Here is a 16794-nt window from a genome sequence, read left to right on the forward strand (position 1 = left end):
CGACCGCGATCTAAATGCGAGTTTCAATATACTAAAGGAAGTTCAACGACTCCTTTCAACCGTCGGTGCGACGGGGCTAGCCTAATCATTTGAACGAACCGTTAGGTTCGTGCTCTTAGGAATCCCCAACTTCAAGGAGCGTCAGCGAGTAAGTGGGGGTAGTTCAAAAGTTGTGTTTCATTTGAGCACCAATGCTTTGTAGTTCAATCAAATCATCTATGACTTGATCCGCTTGAGAAAGTTCTTCTTCCCGGGCAAAATCAAACCGGCACCCAATAGATTCCAGCCCATTTTCTTTAGCTGCACGGAAATCGGAAAGACGGTCTCCAACGACGGCTCCCTTATTAATATTATATTTTTTCATGATGATTTTGATTAAATCTGCTTTATCGAGCGTATGGATCTGTTGAATACTGAACGTTTCCGTCACCCATTGATCCAATTGGTAATAGTCAACAATGGCTTTTAAATACTGGGTTAACCCATTACTTGCTATGTAAATCGAACACTGATTTTCTTTTAAATAACGGAAAACTTCTTCTACATGAGGATATAAAGCCCCCTTGCCTGCCTTAATATTATCTATCAAACGTTCGAGAAAATAGGCATTGGCTTCTTCCCTTACTTCTTTAGAATGATTAGGTAAAAGGGCCGCCCATACTTCCGGGAGCGGTACTCCCATAATCTCTCGGTATTGATCTATGGGAGTGACGTCATTCCATTTATTTTGTGATCTAAGTTGATCAAACGTATCTTCCAAAGATAACTCTAAAATTTTGTCGGTTTGAAACAGGGTTCCATCCATATCAAAAATTAGGGACTGTGTCATGATCTTTTCTCCTTTATTCATAGTAGCTTTTTTGTGGTTACTGGTGGAGTGCTTCTTCATCCTTAACGTTTTAAGAGTAATAGACTATGTTTCTATCGACTCCTTCTCATTTAAGCTGGACATCTAATCTCATACATAAGGACGCTAAATTACAGTTTTTTCAATATTGGATGAGGGTATGGATTATAAAGTTCAGTAACTTGCAGGAGTGCTATTATGAAAACAAACACTATTCTACAGATCCTAAGATTACTAGGTGTAGCTGCCTTGATAACAGGGTTCTTTTTACAAATGCAGCGATCATACGATATTGTTATTAACCTCATGCTTCTTGGATTTATTTTCTGCGTGATTACAACGATTGCTATTGAAAATAATTAGTAGCTGCGCGTCCGTTAATTTAGGCTGGTCTGATGCTTATCAACTGTCAGCTACATTTAACCATTTGAATATCTTTCACCTCGTATTCTACAGCCGCTTAATCACATTTCTTCAAATTGATCTGTATCCCGTAAGTATAAAGGATATACATAGTATAGTGGCAATTAATACACCAGAAGACTCGTTCATTTCGAACGAGTCTTCTGGTTAACTGTCGTAATTAGGATCCAATTGATCTGTAATAAGCATATGACCAGGTGCATGGGTAATCATTATTGAAGGCTTCGCCTGAAGTGCTGCATTTTGAGGAGTGACCCCGCATGCCCAAAATACAGGGGTTGAAGAAGCAGGATCAAAATCAACTGGCTCTCCATAATCAGGCTTTTGAAGATCAGCGATGCCTATGTCCTTCGGATGTCCGGCGTGAACTGGACTCCCATGAGCCTGACCGAATCGTTCGGAAATTTCCAAAGCTTCATCCATCAGATTATTGGGTATCGCTCTCATACTGACCACCATATCTCCTTCAAACCTGCCAGCTTTCTCTAATGGAATATTCGTATTAAACATAGGGACCACTTTCTCTTGGTCCTGATGAAGCATCGGGATGCCTCCCGTGACCAAGGCTGTTTCAAAAGTAAAACTGCATCCGATAAGGAAAGTTACGAAATCATCCTGCCAAACTTCCGATAAATTCAGTACTTCTTCTGTGAATTCACCATTACGGTAAATACGATAACGAGGCAGATCCGTACGTATATCCGCATCAGCAATTTCAGGTACGGTCTGGCCGGCTTCCAGTACTTCCACTAAAGGACAAGGCTTTGGATTTCTGATACAAAAGAGGAGAAAATCAAAAGCATACTCTTTCGGCAGTGTAACTAAATTAGTTTGAACGTATTTTTCACATAATCCGGAAGTAGTCCCTGTCTTTTCTTCTTTACGAAACAGAAGTCTCTCTTCTACTGGCTTCATGAACAGCACCTCTCTTTTAGAGTTCAAGAATAACGCATGAGGGATTTTCTTAATATCGATAGCTTGTCCTTCAGCTTTTCCCTTTAAGTTACACCGAATAAACAACGCCTTCGTATGGTGCCAAAACTCCCCGGTTCTTTTGTTCATTATCATTAGAGATGACTACCGAACCTGCCTGTATGGTCTGGATGAGCTCCTCGGCAACCCCTGCTTGCTGATCAGAGAAGTTACACAGGACTAAGAGAGTCTCATTTCCATTCGTTCGTTTATAGGCAAATACCACCGGATCTTCACGCATCAACAATTCAAAGTTTCCATCCGTGATGATATCTTTTTCTTTTCTCAGCTGGATCAGCTGCTGATAGAAATAATAGATCGAATTTTCATCTTTAAGAGCGGCTTCTGCATTGATCTCTGAATAGGCAGGGTTCACCTGAAGCCACGGCGTTCCTCTGGTAAAACCAGCGTGCTGCTGATCGTTCCATTGCATCGGAGTCCGTGCGTTATCTCTGCCTTTAACGTAAATAGCTTCCATAAGCTCTTCGTGGGACCAGCCTTCCGCTTTCTTTTCCTCATACATATTAAGCAGCTCAATATCCTGGTAATCCTCGAGATTTTCAAAGCGGGCATTTGTCATACCAATTTCTTCTCCCTGATAAATATACGGTGTTCCCTGCATCATATGCAGACAGATCGCTAGCATCTTTGCCGATTTCTCCCGGTAATTCTCATCATCTCCAAAGCGGGACACGATACGCGGCTGATCGTGATTATTCCAGTACAAACTATTCCAACCCGTTCCGTGCAGCTTCGTCTGCCATTTTTCAAAGTTTTCCTTGAGTTCTACTAGATTAAGAGGTTTTAAATTCCACTTATCTCCTTCTGAATCCAAATCCATATGCTCAAAGGTGAAAATCATATTCAGCTCCTCATTTTCGGGATCCGTATATTGTCTGGCATCCTCCGGCGAAGCTCCCGGCATCTCTCCCACAGTCATCACATCGTAGTGAGACAGCACTTCCTTGTTCATTTCCTGTAAAAATTCATGAATTCTCGGTCCATTCATGAAGTAGGGGCTTCCATCTCCATCCAAACCATCTGGATAAGATGTATCTTTCGAAATGAAATTGATAACATCCATCCGGAATCCGTCCATGCCTTTATCCAGCCAGAACTTCATCATGTCATAAACCTCTTCCCGGAGTTTGGGATTCTCCCAATTCAAGTCCGGTTGTTTTTTAGCAAAAATATGAAGGTAGTACTGCCCAGTCTGCTCATCATACTGCCAGGCCGGACCTCCAAAAACGGAATTCCAGTTAGTTGGAGGCTCTCCGTTTTCTTTGCCATCCTTCCATATGTAGTAATCGCGGTAAGGGTTGTCTTTGCTTTTGGTAGATTCCACAAACCAGGGATGCTCATCGGAAGTATGGTTAACCACCAGATCCATCACTAGTTTCATGTCCCGTTGATGTACTTCTTCGAGTAGTTGTTCCAAATCTTCCATCGATCCAAATAGATCATCCACTTGACGATAATTGCGAATATCATAGCCGTTATCTTCCTGAGGCGAATCGTAAACGGGTGACAGCCAGATTACATCGATACCAAGCTCTTTTAAATAATCGAGTTTCTCTATGATTCCGGGAATATCACCGATGCCGTCCCCGTTCGTATCATTAAAACTTTTGGGATAAATTTGATAGACGACACTTTTCTTCCACCAATCGTGCGTATAGTTTGTCATACCTCTTCACCTGCTTTTCTCTAGTTTTATATCTCTTTCCCTAACCACGCCTACCTGAAAACCATTACATTCTAACATATACTTATCCAAAAAATTCCACCTCAGGTCATCCAGAAAATGGATGACCTGAGGTGGTAGGTTTTGGAATATTAGAATAAAATTTAATTTAGACCTTTTAAATATGCTGGAGTTTGATAGGATATTAGTAGGCTGTATTGAAGGGAGAAATTGAGAATGGACATGAAATTTACACAAGAACAATTTCAGTTACTAATGGAAATGACTTACATAACCAATCGTACAGTAGAAGCTAAAAAGCATGATCACTTGAGCAACTATGAAGATTTAACGCAGTATATTCTCTCGTACGCCAAAGATTTTGGACTTGAAAATCTGGTAAGTTATGATGAAGAATCCAGGAAATACGTACTTACTGATGATTTTGAAACTCAATTAAAGAAAAAAATCCAGACACCTGAAGAAGATGTTTTTCTTGACCACCTTGCAAGTAGACTAGGGTCCAGGGATGCACTTGAGGAAGCTGATCGAGAAGATAAACTAGGTAAGGTAATTGAGCAGAAAATACATTACCATAGTGAATATCTAAAAGAATTCAAAACTTTCCAAACAGATAGGTTGTACGTAGTCACGGAAGAAGATATCGATATGGATTAAAAAAGAGGAAGAGCCGCAGTTTATGAAGCTCTTCTTCTTTTTTCTCATTTAAAATTTTCATATTTATGGTAGTCAATTAGTTCATATAGTTCCTCTCGCGTCTGCATTCGATCAAGCATACTTTCCTGAGTACCATCATGATAAATCGTTTCATAAATTTGTTCGATTGCTTTAAGAGCCACTCGTAATGATGTAACAGGGTAAATGACCAACGAGAATCCCAGCTTCTCTATCTCTTCACTAGTCTTATAAGGGGTTTTCCCAAACTCTGTCATATTGTATAAAAGCGGCACTTGAAGGCGGTGAGCAAGATCTTCCATATCTTCCTCTGTCTCAACAGCTTCAGGAAATACGCACTCAGCGCCTGCTTCTATGTAAGCTTCGGCTCTTTCCACCGCATCTTCTCTACTAGTTACTGCCAATGCGTCTGTGCGGGCTACAATTACTATATCGGGAGCAGCTTTCTTAATAAGCTCTATCTTTTCCACCATTTCCTCTTTAGGGACTAAACTCTTGCCATCCAAATGCCCACATTTCTTAGGAAAAACCTGATCCTCCAATTGCACCGCAGCTACTCGAGCCTTTACTAGATCCTGCACTAATCTTACTACATTGAAAGCTTCTCCATAGCCTGTATCAATGTCCACCAGTAATGGAAGATTTGCAGCGTTAATCAGTTCTTTAGCTTTTTCCACTAATTCTTCATGCGTAATTAATCCAATGTCTGGTAGACCCTTACTTGCAGATAAAGCTCCCCCAGATAAATAAAGGGAGGTGAACCCAGACTTCTTAGCCATCATACCAGCTAGTCCATGATGAGCCCCTACAAGCCGCATGATTTTTTTTGATTTCATTTGCTCTCGAAACGACTGACATAAATATTCATGGGATATTTTTTCATCTAATAACCAACTCATTAATTAAAGACCTCCTAAGGTACAAAAGCTCCCATATAATCCTTCACTTTGATAGAGAATAGATTATCAGCATTATGAAGTTGCAAAAGATGTTGGATTCTTTCTTCAGGAAATAGCGCTATCATATTGTTTTCAAATTTCTTCTTTATTAAAGGATATCCTTCCTCTCTACGCTGGCGATGACCGATAGGATAACGTACTTCTTCCTGTTCCCTTTGATTTCCTTCTGAGAAACGAATGGTGACTCTGTTAGCTATTGAACGTTTTTCAGGATGAAAATATTCTTCTGTGAAATCAGTGTCTTCCACAACTTTCATTTTATTACGTAGTTGGTCGATTTCTGGGTGCTCTGCAGAAAAATGATCTTCATAATGCTCCGCTTCCAGTTTGCCAAATAATAAACCAACAGCCGTAATATATTGAATACAATGATCACGATCTGCAGGATTATTTAAATTTCCCTTTTTATCAATAATCCTTTTAGCTGATTCTTGAGTCTCGATTAGGATTTCTTGAATCTCCGAGGCTCTCCCTCTTACTTTAGGGTATAGTTTTATCGCGCATTCAGCTGCCGTTTGGGCATGAAATTCAGCAGGATAGGATATCTTAAATAAAACATTCTCCATCACATAGTCGTTTAATGGTTGAGATAGGGTAATTGCTTTACCTCCCATTATGACATCCTCAAATCCCCATTTTTCCGCTGTCAGCGCAGTCGGATAGCCCATCTCACCTTTAAGCGCCATTAAACTCAGACGTACACCTCTACTCGTCGCATCACCTGCAGCCCAGGATTTTCTAGAACCCGTATTTGGAAAATGTCGATAAGTCCGTAAACTCCCATTATCGATCCACGCATTACTTACAGAGTTCATTACTTGTTCTTTCGACCCATCTAACATAGCTGCAGTGACCGCAGCAGTAGCAATTTTCACAAATAAAACATGATCAATTCCATTTCGGTTCATACTGTTGCTTAAAGCAAGTACACCCTGAATTTCATGGGCTTGAATCATCCTGTACAGTACATCGTTCATGTAAAAGGGTTTTCTTCCTTCAGCCTCATTTTTTCTGGCCAAATAATCAGCGACTGCTAATATTCCCCCTAAATTATCAGAAGGATGTCCCCACTCTTCTGCAAGCCACGTGTCATTATAGTCCAGCCAACGAATTAAAAGTCCGATATTAAAAGCGCCTTGAACAGGATCTAATTCATGCAATGTTCCTGGAACTCGTGATCCATGAGGTGTTTGAACCCCTGGCACCAATGGTCCAAGATGCTTTGTGCATGCCGGATAGTTTAATGCTAAGCCAGCGCAAGCCATGGAATCCATAAGAACATATCGCGCATTTTTCCAGGCTTCATCGCTAAAAGATTGTTCTTCGATCACATATTCTGCTATTTTTTCAATCACCTTATCGTACATATTCTTAGAACTCCTCCCCTATTGTTCAGTGCCGTCATGTTCTGCTCTCTGGCGTACACGATTTCGAATAATGGGTACAATGAAAGAAAGCACACTGATGGACAGCAGGGCAATAGAAACAGGATCTTCAATTAAGACCATCAGACTTCCCCCAGATGCTGTAAGCGCCTGCCTGAAGGCTTGCTCCATCATTCCACCCAAAATGAAGGCAAGGATGAACGGGGCTGCCGGGAACGAAAACAAACGCATTAAGTAACCTAGCAAACCAAATAAAAGCAGCAAATATAAATCAAAGGTACTAAAGCTAATCGAATATACGCCTATTAAACTGAAAATAATAACTAAGGAAATAAGCATTGGTCTTGAGATCTTTAAAATTTTTGCAATGTAAGGAATTAAAGGCAAGTTTAAGATTAATAGAAATACATTCCCTATATACATACTGGCTATGATCCCCCAGAATACATCGGGACGATCTGTAACAAGTAAAGGCCCAGGCTGAATATCAAGTACCAGGAAGGCACCAAGCATGACAGCTGTTGTGCCTGAACCAGGAATCCCCAGGCTTAATAATGGAACAAACGCACCACTGGTAGCCGCATTATTCGCTGTTTCTGGAGCCGCAACCCCTTTGATCGCTCCTTTACCGAACTCTTCAGGTTTCTTCGCAATTCTTTTTTCAGTAATATAACCTATAAATGATGCTATTGTAGCCCCCGCTCCAGGAAGAACTCCTAACACGAATCCTAAGAAAGACTGACGGGTCATAGGGCCTTTCATTTCTTTGAAATCCTGTTTACTCAACCTTAAGTTACCGATGTCCCCTTGTTTGCTGAGAGATTGATCTTTACGGTTTTTCACAAGGAAACACACTTCCGCCAGCGCAAAAAGACCTAAAGCGATGACAAGAAAGTCGACTCCTTCCATCAAGTTGGGGTTGTTAAAAGTAAAGCGGTTGGTACCTGTTTGGGCATCTATTCCAATTGTCGCAACAATAAAACCCACCGTGGCTGATATTAACGCTTTTACTGTTGAGCCTTCTGAAAGACTTGAAATTGCCGTTAACCCGAGGAACATCAATGCAAAATATTGCGGTGGTCCAAAGGAAACAGCCACCTGAGCTAACGCCGGAGCAAATAACATTAGCAGCACGACAGACACCGTTCCACCGACAAAGGAGGAAATAGCTGCAATAGCTAATGCTTTACCCGCTTCCCCTCTCTGTGCCATCGGATAACCATCAAAAGACGTAGCCACCGTCCCGGAAATCCCAGGGGCGTTTAATAGAATGGAGGAGGTAGATCCTCCAAATACAGCTCCATAATAGACTCCCGCCATCATAACCAATGCGGAAGATGGATTCATTCCATAAGTGACTGGAATCATGATAGCAATGGCACTGATAGGCCCAAGGCCGGGCATCATTCCAATTAACGTACCGGTAACTACACCAATGAGGACAAACAAAATACCTTGTAAACTAAATGCTACTTGGAAACCTTGCATCAAACCATCTAATGCACCCATATCTCACCAACACCTTTTAAAATGGTAATATTCCTTGAGGTAATCGAATTTGAAGTAAATAATTAAATAAATAGTAAAGTACAGAAGGAAAAATCAGAGAAACTAATAGATTACTTTTCCATTTCTTGTAACCGAGGAACCAAGAACAAAAGAATACAAATATTGCGGTCGCTAGTAGAAATCCTAAGATTTCCAAAAGAAAAATATAGGCAAGTATCATGACCCCCACCGCGAGCAGCACAAGGAGCTCTTTACCAGGCACTTTACGCTTTTCCTTTTCTTCTGTGGTCTCTGAAGACTTATCAAAGAACAATAAAACAGCTAGTCCAATCAGCAAGTATCCCAGTAATTTGGGAACTAGATCGGAATCAACAGGAACATAAGGGTATTCCTTTAAGTTGTAAGTTAAATACAAATATCCGGAGGCAAATAAAATAAGAAAAATACTAATTTTTTGGTTCATTGTTTTAAGCACGGTTATCACCTTCAAAAAATATTTTGAAATGATAAGATAAGAACCTGATCTTAATGAATTAAATCTAGATCAGGTTCTTCACCTTATATAAAGCTGTTTAGCTTACTGCCCGAGACCAAGTTCTTCTAATAGTGAACCAAGTTCGTCCGTTTGTTCTTTCAAAAACTTCTGATACTCTTCACTATCCATATACATTTCATCCCACCCGTACTGATCACGGATATTGGCAAATGCCTCCGTTTCGCTTACCGCTTTAAACTTCTCTTCATAGTAAGTAACAGCTGATTCATCCATATCTTTCGGTCCGAAAAAACCTCTCCAGTTTACAAAGGTTGCGTCAATCCCTTGTTCTTTAGCCGTAGGGAATTGAGATAGCACTTCCCCATCTAACCTCTCCTCAGATGTAACTCCAAGAACTTTTATTTTATCTGCCCTTACCTGTTCGATCGTCTCCGCTACACCTGTTGAATAAACATCTGCGCTTCCATTTAACACCTGGGTTAAGGCCCCTCCATCCTGAGCAGAAACATATTTTATTCCTTTAATATCTACTCCGGCAGCTTTGGCAATTTTTACAAACTGCATATGGTCCATAGAACCTGGAGATGAAGCCCCAACGACAGTTACACTGGAAGGATCTTCTTTCATATCTTCAAACAGTTCATTTAAGTTGTCCCACTTTGCATCCTTGGCTACAGCAAACGCTCCATAGTCTGCAATCATATTAGATAGAGGAGTAAAATCCTCATAAGTTAGATCAGATTGTCCGTTTAACGGTACAAAAATCAAAGGTGGTGATGATACAAATATATTGTGAGGATTATTCGTACTATTAATATAAGACCATCCCACAGCTCCGCCTCCGCCAGGCTTGTTTACCACCCCAACACTCTGTTCTACAATCCCTTCATCTTCCATGATTTTACCTACACTTCGCGCTGTCGTATCCCAGCCACCGCCTGCACCACTTGGAGCGACGATTTCTATATTCTTATCAGGCTGCCAATTTCCATCCTCGCCTGATTCTCCATCTGCGCTTGAACTTTGATCTCCTCCACCGCAAGCTGTGGTTATAGCTAATAATAATAAAGCCACCAACATCCATAATTTCTTCATAATGTTTCTCCCCTTTGAAGTGAATTGTTCTTTCATTACGTTCATAATATAAGACTGTTACAAAAATGTAACCGTTTTCAAAATAACCTGTTTTAACAACGTAAGATGAATAAACCAAATAAAATTCACACAAAAAAATAAACCACCGATTTCCGGTGGTTTCATTTCTATGATTGTAAATAGTATTTTCTTTCAGGTCTCCCCACTTTTCCGTAGCGCATTTCTGCACTGCCTTCTTCTATTGAAATTAAATATTCTAAATATCTTCTTGCGGTGGTTTTAGAAGCACCCATTTGATGACTTGCTTGTTCAGCAGTCATTCCTTCTGGTGAAGTGATGAGCATTTCACGCACCTTATCCAGAGTCAGGGGGTCGATTCCTTTTGGAACCTCCCTTACTTCTGGTTTTTCTTCTTCCATATTTCCAATCAATTGATCAACCATGTTTTGGTCAAAAGTATCAGCACTTGAGATCATGCTCTTCTTCTTCCTGTAATCTTCTATGGTTTTGTTAAACCGCTGAATGGAGATAGGCTTAATAATATAATCGACCACTCCGTACTTCAGAGCTTTTTCAATCATACCTTTATCGTTAGCCGCTGTGATCATGATGACATCCACCGACGGAATCTTTTCTCGAATTTCATGTAATAAATCAGTGCCTAGACGATCAGGCATATAGACATCGAGCAGCAATAAATCAGGCTGTTGATCGAGAAGCACCTTAATTGTTTCTTCCGCATTCAGAGCTTTCCCAACAACCTGAACCCCTTCAATGGCTGATAAAAATTTTTCGTGAAGCCCGGCAACTCGAAAATCATCCTCCGCTATCACTACCTTAATCATGACAGCCCTCCTCCTTTCTTAGGCAAGAAAATAGAAAAAATTGTACCATTTGTATCAGGTTCACTTATTTCCAAAGTGCCGCCAAGTTCTTTAACAATTTCGTTCACATTTGCAAGACCAAATCCACGCTGCTCGCCTTGTTTAGTAGAGAAACCACGCATAAATAGATAAGGCATAACCGATTCTGATATTCCAGGTCCACTATCTGTAACTTCAAAGACAATTTCATTACCTACATCTGTTGCAAAGAAGTCAACTTCCTTCACAGATTGTCCTTCCACCGCTTCAAACGCATTGTCTATAAGATTTCCTAAAATCGTTACCAATTTTGAGCGGTTAATATGAGGAGGAATAATCTCCAGTGAAGAGTCAGGATCAATCGAAAAATTAATTTTCTGTTCAGATGCTTTACTGATTTTTCCTAATAAAATGGCCTGAACAGTTTCGTCGTCGATTTGATCAGATAGTATACGATTTTGACTTTGGGTGGTCTCAAATTCACTTTCGATCAAATCAACGGCTTCTTTATAATTTCCTAACTGGAGAAGCCCCAGAAGCACATACATCTTATTAGTAAATTCATGGGTCTGAGAACGAAGATCTTCCGAATAACGTTTCACTTCCGATAAGGCATTAACCATCTCTCTTACTTCAGTTTTGTCTCTAAAACTAGCTACGACTCCAACGACTTCTTCACCTTCTAAGATCGGTGTTCTATTTACAATAATCACTCGATCTTTCAGAATCATTTCTTGGTCCTTTTCTTGTAAACCCGAATGCAGAACTCGCAGCATTTGGGTATTGGGAAAAACTTCATTGATCGGTTTGTTTTCCGTATCTGTCTGAATGTTCAAAATCTTCATGGCTGATTGATTGATCATCTTCACTTTTCCAGCGTGGTCAATCGCGATAATACCTTCTCTGACTGAAGAAAGAACTGCTTCACGATCACGGTATAAAGAGGATATTTGGTAGGGTTCAAGCCCCAATGTATCTTTTCGGATACTCCTTGCGAGCACATAACTGCCTGCAGTTCCTACAAGAAGAACCACTACTGATATTTCTGCAATATCTGCCAGCTTAGCCCAAATAGCTGAATTAATATCCTTGATCAGGAAACCTACGGAAACGATTCCGATAATTTCTCCATCCTCACTAATAATGGGTGCCTTTCCCCTGAGCGAAGGTCCTAATGTTCCCTCAGCTTTTGAAATGTAATACTCTCCGCTCTTTAAAGCCCGGGCATTGTCACCACCGACCATCCGTTCGCCAATCTTCCAAGAATCAGGGTGAGCATACCTTACGCTATCCTGATTTCCTACTACCACAAATTCTGCTCCTACTTCTTCCTGAATACTTAAAGCAATTGGCTGAATGATCTTAGAAGGATCTTCGCGGTTAAATGCTTCTTTGATCGTAGGCATGAAAGAGAGGGTGGTGGCAGCTTGGAGCGCCAACTGACCCATTTTTTCTTCAGTATCCTGTTTTTCCCAGAATGCAAAAATGCCGGCCAGTATAATAATTATGCCAATAATTAGAGTGAGGACCAATCCTAATATTTTGGTTTGCAATGATACACGGAAGCGAGTGCTCATGTTGCAAAACTCCTTCATGTAAACGTTAACTTATAAATACTTTAACATATACCTCAACTACGATTGACACCATTTATTTACATTTAAGTTCGTTTTTAAAGCGATTAAATGAAACATTCATATTTCAATACAATTTCCATAAAATACCACCTCAGGTCATCCATTATTTGGATGACCTGAGGTGGTAGATTATACCTTCCCCTCTCTTTAGTGGGGTTTCACTTTTCTACTCCGCACCATTCAACTAGGGTTAACGCCATAATTTCTGCGGCTTCAAATACTTTATCCAGCTCAATATACTCGTTCGGGTAATGTGCCATTTCCGTTACTCCAGGCCCAAACACTAAAGAAGGCGTATTTCCCGCTTCTGTTAACAATCCGCCGTCCGTGCCCCAGGGGGACGCTTCAATTACAGGATCAATGTCGAGAACATCACGATACCCAGCCACAAGGGTGCTCATGAACATATGATCTTGGTCCATAGAACCCGGTAGCCAGCGAGCACCAAACCATTCCAATCTAGGCGGATGGTCTTCAAACCACACATCCTCTTCTTTCAATAGCTCCAGCCAGTTTTCCATTTCCACCTTGGCATTTTCGATCGTTTCTTCTGGTGAAATCCCCATGCGGCCTTCTATTTTCACGAGATCAGCCACAGAAGACGGCCAGTCCCCTCCTTCAATTTTCCCAATGTTTATCGGGATGGGGATTGGAATGTTTTCGTAAAGTGGATCAGTGATCTGATCATTTCGCTTTTTTTCCAGCTCGCGAACATGATTCATAACTATCATACTCTTTTCAATCGCACTAACCCCTTGATAACGTGTCCCGCCATGGGCCGATCGTCCTTTCACATAAATGCGGAACCACATAGAGCCTTGCTGTTTGGGGAAAATTTTCATATTGGTTGGCTCAGGGATCAGCGCAGCCTCGGCTTTATACCCTCTCATCACAGCTGCCAGTGTCCCCGTTCCGCCGCTTTCTTCTTCGATGACGCTTTGAAAAATAACGTCCCCTTTTAGCTTGACGCCAAGACTCTTTAATACCTTCAGCGCAAGAAGCATGGAGACATTGCCGCCTTTCATATCTGTAACCCCCCGGCCATACACGCGCCCGTCAATGACCTTTCCGCTATAGGGATCGTGCTCCCACTGTGTAAGGTCCCCGGCAGGAACGACATCAATATGGCCGTTAAAGATGATAGATCGTCCATCTCCCGTTCCTTTTTGGACGCCAACTACGTTTGGGCTTCCTGTAAAGCTCTCTCTTGAAGAAGCAAAATAGGGATGCTTCTTTACCTCTTCTCTTTCAGGTTCCCAATGATCAATCGTCATGCCCAATTCCTTTAACGTCTCGATCACGACCGCTTGTGCTTCAGCTTCGTTCCCTTGTGTACTGTCTGCTTGAACCAGACGCTGAAGAAGCTTCGTACCTTCTTCTCTATACTCCGTAAGCCATTCGTGAATCTTACCTTTATGGATTACCACAATTTGTCCCCCCTTTCTTACTACGATAAGGTGATTACTTGATCAGAAAGCTGCAGTGGAGCAGCCGTATGTTTGATTACATCGTCCACTGTATAAGGAGTCATTACTTCTTTCAACAAAAGTCCTTCCTTCGTAACCTCTATAACGGCCCGATCGGTTATGACGAGATTCACACAGGCTTTAGCCGTTAACGGAAGCTCGCACTCGGGTAGGATTTTAGGTTCTCCCTGTTTATTTACGTGACTCATCAGTACTATGACCTTTTTAGCCTTTTGAGCAAGCTCCATGGCTCCGCCGATTCCCGGCACCCTTTTTCGTGGAACAATCCAGTTGGCCAGATTCCCCTGTTCACTTACTTCAAGCCCGCCTAAAATAGTAATATCCAGGTTCCCTGAACGAATGATTCCAAAAGCTGTCGCGCTGTCAAAATAAGAAGCACCCGGGACGATACTGACCGGAAAACCAGCCGCATTGCAGAGCATCGGGTTTTCCTCTCCCTCCTCTGGAGATTCACCCATCCCGAGTACTCCATTTTCAGCTTGAAACATCACGTGCAGGTCTTTCGGGATATGATTGGAAACAAGGGAAGGAATGCCGATTCCTAAATTCACGATCATACCCGGTTCAATTTCTTTTGCCGCTCGCCTGGCCATCCGGTTGCGAAGCTCTACTCCCATGCCCATGTCCAGTTCACCCCTTCACTTTGAATGATCATGTCAACAAAAATCCCGGGCGTTATCACACATTCGGGATCTAATTCACCAGCAGGTACGATCTCCTCGACCTCCGCAATCGTGTAATCTCCGGCCATAGCCACAAGAGGGCTCGTATTTCTAGCGCTTGTGTCATAGATAAGGTTGCCAAAAGTATCCGCTTTTTTCGCATAGACTATGGAAACTTCAGCTCTTAGCGACGTTTCCAGGAGGCACGGTTGTCCATCAACCGTCACCTTTTGTTTTCCCTCTTCCACCATGCTTCCGATTCCAACATCCACGAGAATCCCTTTCAGACCGACGCCGCCCGCACGGATTCGCTCAGCGAGTGTGCCCTGTGGAGAAAATTCCACCTCTAACTTACCATCTGTCATTAATTGGCCAGCTACTGGATTGGACCCAATGTGTGAGGCAATGATCTTCCTTGCTAGACCTTGGCTGACGATACGGCCGATGCCGATATCAGGAAAAGCAGCGTCATTTCCAATCAGCGTCATATTCTTGACCCTTTTTTCTAAAATGGCTTCAATTAATGTGGGCGGATTTCCGATACCGCCAAAGCCACCGAACATCAGCGTGCTGCCATCATGAATATAAGCCAAAGCTTCATCAACACTTCCCATTTTATTTACAGGATTCTGCGTTCCTTTTTGCATCCTCAGTCCTCCTATCCGGTGGAATTCATATAACCTTTCAACATTAATTCTCTTTGAACTTCATGTATGGTCTCTTGCAGCAGGGTGACCAAAGTATCCATTTCCTGCTTACTTATCGTTAATGGAGGGGAGATAATGACCGCATCTCCGTCTCCTCCCTCAATCCCAGCTGATGCAGGATAAATTAACAGCCCCTTATCACGGGCTCGTTGAACCAGGGTATGGGTCAGATCCACATGTTTAGGAAAAGGAGTCTTTGTAAACAAGTGAGAGACAAATTCAATTCCTACGAGCATTCCTTTTCCACGCACATCTCCTATGATCGGCGTGGTAAGAGCCAGGTTTCTCAGCTGGTTTAATAAATATGCGCCGTTTTCAGCAGAACGATCAACTAACTGGTGCTTTTCGATAAAGGTAAGAACAGCAAGAGCCGCTGCCGTAGATTGGGGGTTGGCACTGTAGGTATGACCGCCGATAATTGCTTTAGACCCCTTCCGAATCGGTTCCAATACCCGGTCATGGATCAGAGCGGCGGCGATTGGCGCATAGCCTGCACTCATCCCTTTTCCGAGCGTAAGGATATCCGGCTTGACCCCGTAGTGCTCCATCGCGAATGTTTTTCCTGTCCGGCCGATGCCTGTCATAACTTCATCTGCAATAAAAAGCACATGATGATAATCACAAATTTCTTTAATGCGTTTGTAGTACTCAACAGAAGGAACAATAACTCCACCGGCTGCCCCGATAATGGGTTCGGCTATGAACGCAGCTACCTGTTCAGCACCAGTCCGACGAATGGCGGCGTCGAGTTCATCCGCACATTTTATTTCAAAATCTCTGCAGGACTCCTGACTGGGACGTCGATAGCAGTAGGGTGGTGAAATACTTGGGAAACCTTCAAGCATCGGTACAAAACGTTTCCGACGTTCCGTATGACCTGACATGGATAAGGCCCCCATTGTTATCCCGTGGTAACTGGTCCAGCGTGAAATGATCTTATGCTTCTGGTACTTCCCTTGTTCCTGCCAATACTGCACAGCAATCTTTAAGGCCGTTTCATTCGCCTCTGACCCGCTATTTACAAAAAAAGAATAATAAGGATCGTCTGCACCAAAAGCAAGATCATTTAGTTTTTCCGCAAGCTGTTCAGCTGGTGAAGATGTAAATTGAGAGCGGTAAACAAAAGAAATCTTCTTTGCCTGCTCAGTCACAGCGTCTACAACCTCAGGCACAGCATGACCAATACTTGCTGTAACAGCTCCGGATGACCCGTCTAAATATTTGTTCCCCTGATCGTCATATATGAATACCCCCTCCCCATAAGCAGCTGTAGGGTAGAAGTCCTCAAATACAGGTTTAATCAACCAGGAATGGTTCATTTTTTCTGCCTCCTTTCTAACACTACAATCTGTATCAGACTCTTTAGCGTAAA

At 42.1% G+C, this 16794-nt stretch carries 16 protein-coding genes; 2 read left to right on the forward strand and 14 right to left on the reverse strand.

Translation table 11 applies throughout. The features are described 5' to 3' along the window. Nucleotides 1-163: 163 nt before the first annotated feature. Nucleotides 164-829, reverse strand: coding sequence for an HAD hydrolase-like protein (locus ACTWPM_RS01635; protein ID WP_443131325.1), 666 nt, complete (start codon nt 827-829; stop codon nt 164-166). Between the two features lie 216 nt (nt 830-1045). On the opposite strand from ACTWPM_RS01635, the gene ACTWPM_RS01640 reads away from it, so the two are divergent. Next, nucleotides 1046-1210 carry a hypothetical protein gene (locus ACTWPM_RS01640; protein ID WP_443131326.1) on the forward strand — a complete coding sequence of 55 codons (165 nt, stop codon included), beginning with the start codon at nt 1046-1048 and terminating at the stop codon, nt 1208-1210. 207 nt (nt 1211-1417) lie between these two features. Here the strand turns inward: ACTWPM_RS01640 and ACTWPM_RS01645 are convergent, their stop codons facing one another. Further along, on the reverse strand, nt 1418-2185 hold the full coding sequence (locus ACTWPM_RS01645; RefSeq protein WP_443131327.1) for a putative hydro-lyase: 768 nt from the start codon (nt 2183-2185) through the stop codon (nt 1418-1420). Between the two features lie 88 nt (nt 2186-2273). Continuing rightward, nucleotides 2274-3929 (reverse strand): glycoside hydrolase family 13 protein, encoded by a 1656-nt coding sequence (locus ACTWPM_RS01650; protein ID WP_443131328.1) that lies wholly within the window; start codon nt 3927-3929, stop codon nt 2274-2276. Nucleotides 3930-4163: 234 nt separating this feature from the next. On the opposite strand from ACTWPM_RS01650, the gene ACTWPM_RS01655 reads away from it, so the two are divergent. Continuing rightward, nucleotides 4164-4604 carry a hypothetical protein gene (locus tag ACTWPM_RS01655; RefSeq protein WP_443131329.1) on the forward strand — a complete coding sequence of 147 codons (441 nt, stop codon included), beginning with the start codon at nt 4164-4166 and terminating at the stop codon, nt 4602-4604. 44 nt (nt 4605-4648) lie between these two features. Here the strand turns inward: ACTWPM_RS01655 and prpB are convergent, their stop codons facing one another. The 11 genes from prpB to ACTWPM_RS01710 all read right to left on the reverse strand — a co-directional run bounded on the left by prpB (nt 4649) and on the right by ACTWPM_RS01710 (nt 16741). Then, the gene (prpB, locus tag ACTWPM_RS01660) at nt 4649-5521 is read right to left on the reverse strand and encodes a methylisocitrate lyase (protein WP_443131330.1); all 873 of its coding nucleotides are present in this window, start codon (nt 5519-5521) and stop codon (nt 4649-4651) included. Nucleotides 5522-5535: 14 nt separating this feature from the next. After that, a complete protein-coding gene (locus ACTWPM_RS01665) occupies nt 5536-6948 on the reverse strand; it encodes a bifunctional 2-methylcitrate dehydratase/aconitate hydratase (RefSeq protein ID WP_443131331.1) in 1413 nt (470 codons plus the stop codon). Between the two features lie 18 nt (nt 6949-6966). Beyond that, nucleotides 6967-8475: a tripartite tricarboxylate transporter permease gene (locus tag ACTWPM_RS01670; RefSeq protein ID WP_443131332.1), complete on the reverse strand. Its 1509-nt coding sequence runs from the start codon at nt 8473-8475 to the stop codon at nt 6967-6969. A gap of 16 nt (nt 8476-8491) precedes the next feature. Further along, on the reverse strand, nt 8492-8950 hold the full coding sequence (locus ACTWPM_RS01675) for a tripartite tricarboxylate transporter TctB family protein (RefSeq protein ID WP_443131333.1): 459 nt from the start codon (nt 8948-8950) through the stop codon (nt 8492-8494). A 102-nt stretch (nt 8951-9052) separates the two neighbouring features. Next, complete coding sequence (locus tag ACTWPM_RS01680; protein WP_443131334.1) at nt 9053-10066, reverse strand: tripartite tricarboxylate transporter substrate binding protein; 1014 nt, start codon at nt 10064-10066, stop codon at nt 9053-9055. Between the two features lie 167 nt (nt 10067-10233). Then, entirely contained in the window at nt 10234-10911 is a 678-nt protein-coding gene (locus tag ACTWPM_RS01685; RefSeq protein WP_443131335.1) for a response regulator, read from the reverse strand. Beyond that, a complete protein-coding gene (locus ACTWPM_RS01690) occupies nt 10908-12506 on the reverse strand; it encodes an ATP-binding protein (protein WP_443131336.1) in 1599 nt (532 codons plus the stop codon). The genes ACTWPM_RS01685 and ACTWPM_RS01690 overlap by 4 nt, the downstream gene beginning before the upstream one ends. A gap of 218 nt (nt 12507-12724) precedes the next feature. Then, the gene (locus tag ACTWPM_RS01695; RefSeq protein WP_443131600.1) at nt 12725-13996 is read right to left on the reverse strand and encodes a peptidase; all 1272 of its coding nucleotides are present in this window, start codon (nt 13994-13996) and stop codon (nt 12725-12727) included. Nucleotides 13997-14013: 17 nt separating this feature from the next. Further along, nucleotides 14014-14676 (reverse strand): 3-oxoacid CoA-transferase subunit B, encoded by a 663-nt coding sequence (locus ACTWPM_RS01700; protein WP_443131337.1) that lies wholly within the window; start codon nt 14674-14676, stop codon nt 14014-14016. Continuing rightward, nucleotides 14661-15362: a CoA transferase subunit A gene (locus ACTWPM_RS01705; RefSeq protein ID WP_443131338.1), complete on the reverse strand. Its 702-nt coding sequence runs from the start codon at nt 15360-15362 to the stop codon at nt 14661-14663. Before ACTWPM_RS01705 ends, ACTWPM_RS01700 begins: the two co-directional genes overlap by 16 nt. A gap of 11 nt (nt 15363-15373) precedes the next feature. After that, entirely contained in the window at nt 15374-16741 is a 1368-nt protein-coding gene (locus ACTWPM_RS01710) for an aspartate aminotransferase family protein (RefSeq protein ID WP_443131339.1), read from the reverse strand. Nucleotides 16742-16794: the final 53 nt, after the last annotated feature.

The sequence above is a fragment of the Halobacillus sp. K22 genome (assembly GCF_052246795.1).
Taxonomy (GTDB): Bacteria; Bacillota; Bacilli; order Bacillales; family Halobacillaceae; genus Halobacillus.

What these genes read in the sequence shown, in the direction of transcription:
- ACTWPM_RS01635 (WP_443131325.1), bottom strand. Translation starts at nt 829, where the DNA reads ATGACACAGTCCCTAATTTTTGATATGGATGGAACCCTGTTTCAAACC.
- ACTWPM_RS01640 (WP_443131326.1), top strand. Translation starts at nt 1,046, where the DNA reads ATGAAAACAAACACTATTCTACAGATCCTAAGATTACTAGGTGTAGCT.
- ACTWPM_RS01645 (WP_443131327.1), bottom strand. Translation starts at nt 2,185, where the DNA reads ATGAAGCCAGTAGAAGAGAGACTTCTGTTTCGTAAAGAAGAAAAGACA.
- ACTWPM_RS01650 (WP_443131328.1), bottom strand. Translation starts at nt 3,929, where the DNA reads ATGACAAACTATACGCACGATTGGTGGAAGAAAAGTGTCGTCTATCAA.
- ACTWPM_RS01655 (WP_443131329.1), top strand. Translation starts at nt 4,164, where the DNA reads ATGGACATGAAATTTACACAAGAACAATTTCAGTTACTAATGGAAATG.
- prpB (WP_443131330.1), bottom strand. Translation starts at nt 5,521, where the DNA reads ATGAGTTGGTTATTAGATGAAAAAATATCCCATGAATATTTATGTCAG.
- ACTWPM_RS01665 (WP_443131331.1), bottom strand. Translation starts at nt 6,948, where the DNA reads ATGTACGATAAGGTGATTGAAAAAATAGCAGAATATGTGATCGAAGAA.
- ACTWPM_RS01670 (WP_443131332.1), bottom strand. Translation starts at nt 8,475, where the DNA reads ATGGGTGCATTAGATGGTTTGATGCAAGGTTTCCAAGTAGCATTTAGT.
- ACTWPM_RS01680 (WP_443131334.1), bottom strand. Translation starts at nt 10,066, where the DNA reads ATGAAGAAATTATGGATGTTGGTGGCTTTATTATTATTAGCTATAACC.
- ACTWPM_RS01685 (WP_443131335.1), bottom strand. Translation starts at nt 10,911, where the DNA reads ATGATTAAGGTAGTGATAGCGGAGGATGATTTTCGAGTTGCCGGGCTT.
- ACTWPM_RS01690 (WP_443131336.1), bottom strand. Translation starts at nt 12,506, where the DNA reads ATGAGCACTCGCTTCCGTGTATCATTGCAAACCAAAATATTAGGATTG.
- ACTWPM_RS01700 (WP_443131337.1), bottom strand. Translation starts at nt 14,676, where the DNA reads ATGGGCATGGGAGTAGAGCTTCGCAACCGGATGGCCAGGCGAGCGGCA.
- ACTWPM_RS01705 (WP_443131338.1), bottom strand. Translation starts at nt 15,362, where the DNA reads ATGCAAAAAGGAACGCAGAATCCTGTAAATAAAATGGGAAGTGTTGAT.
- ACTWPM_RS01710 (WP_443131339.1), bottom strand. Translation starts at nt 16,741, where the DNA reads ATGAACCATTCCTGGTTGATTAAACCTGTATTTGAGGACTTCTACCCT.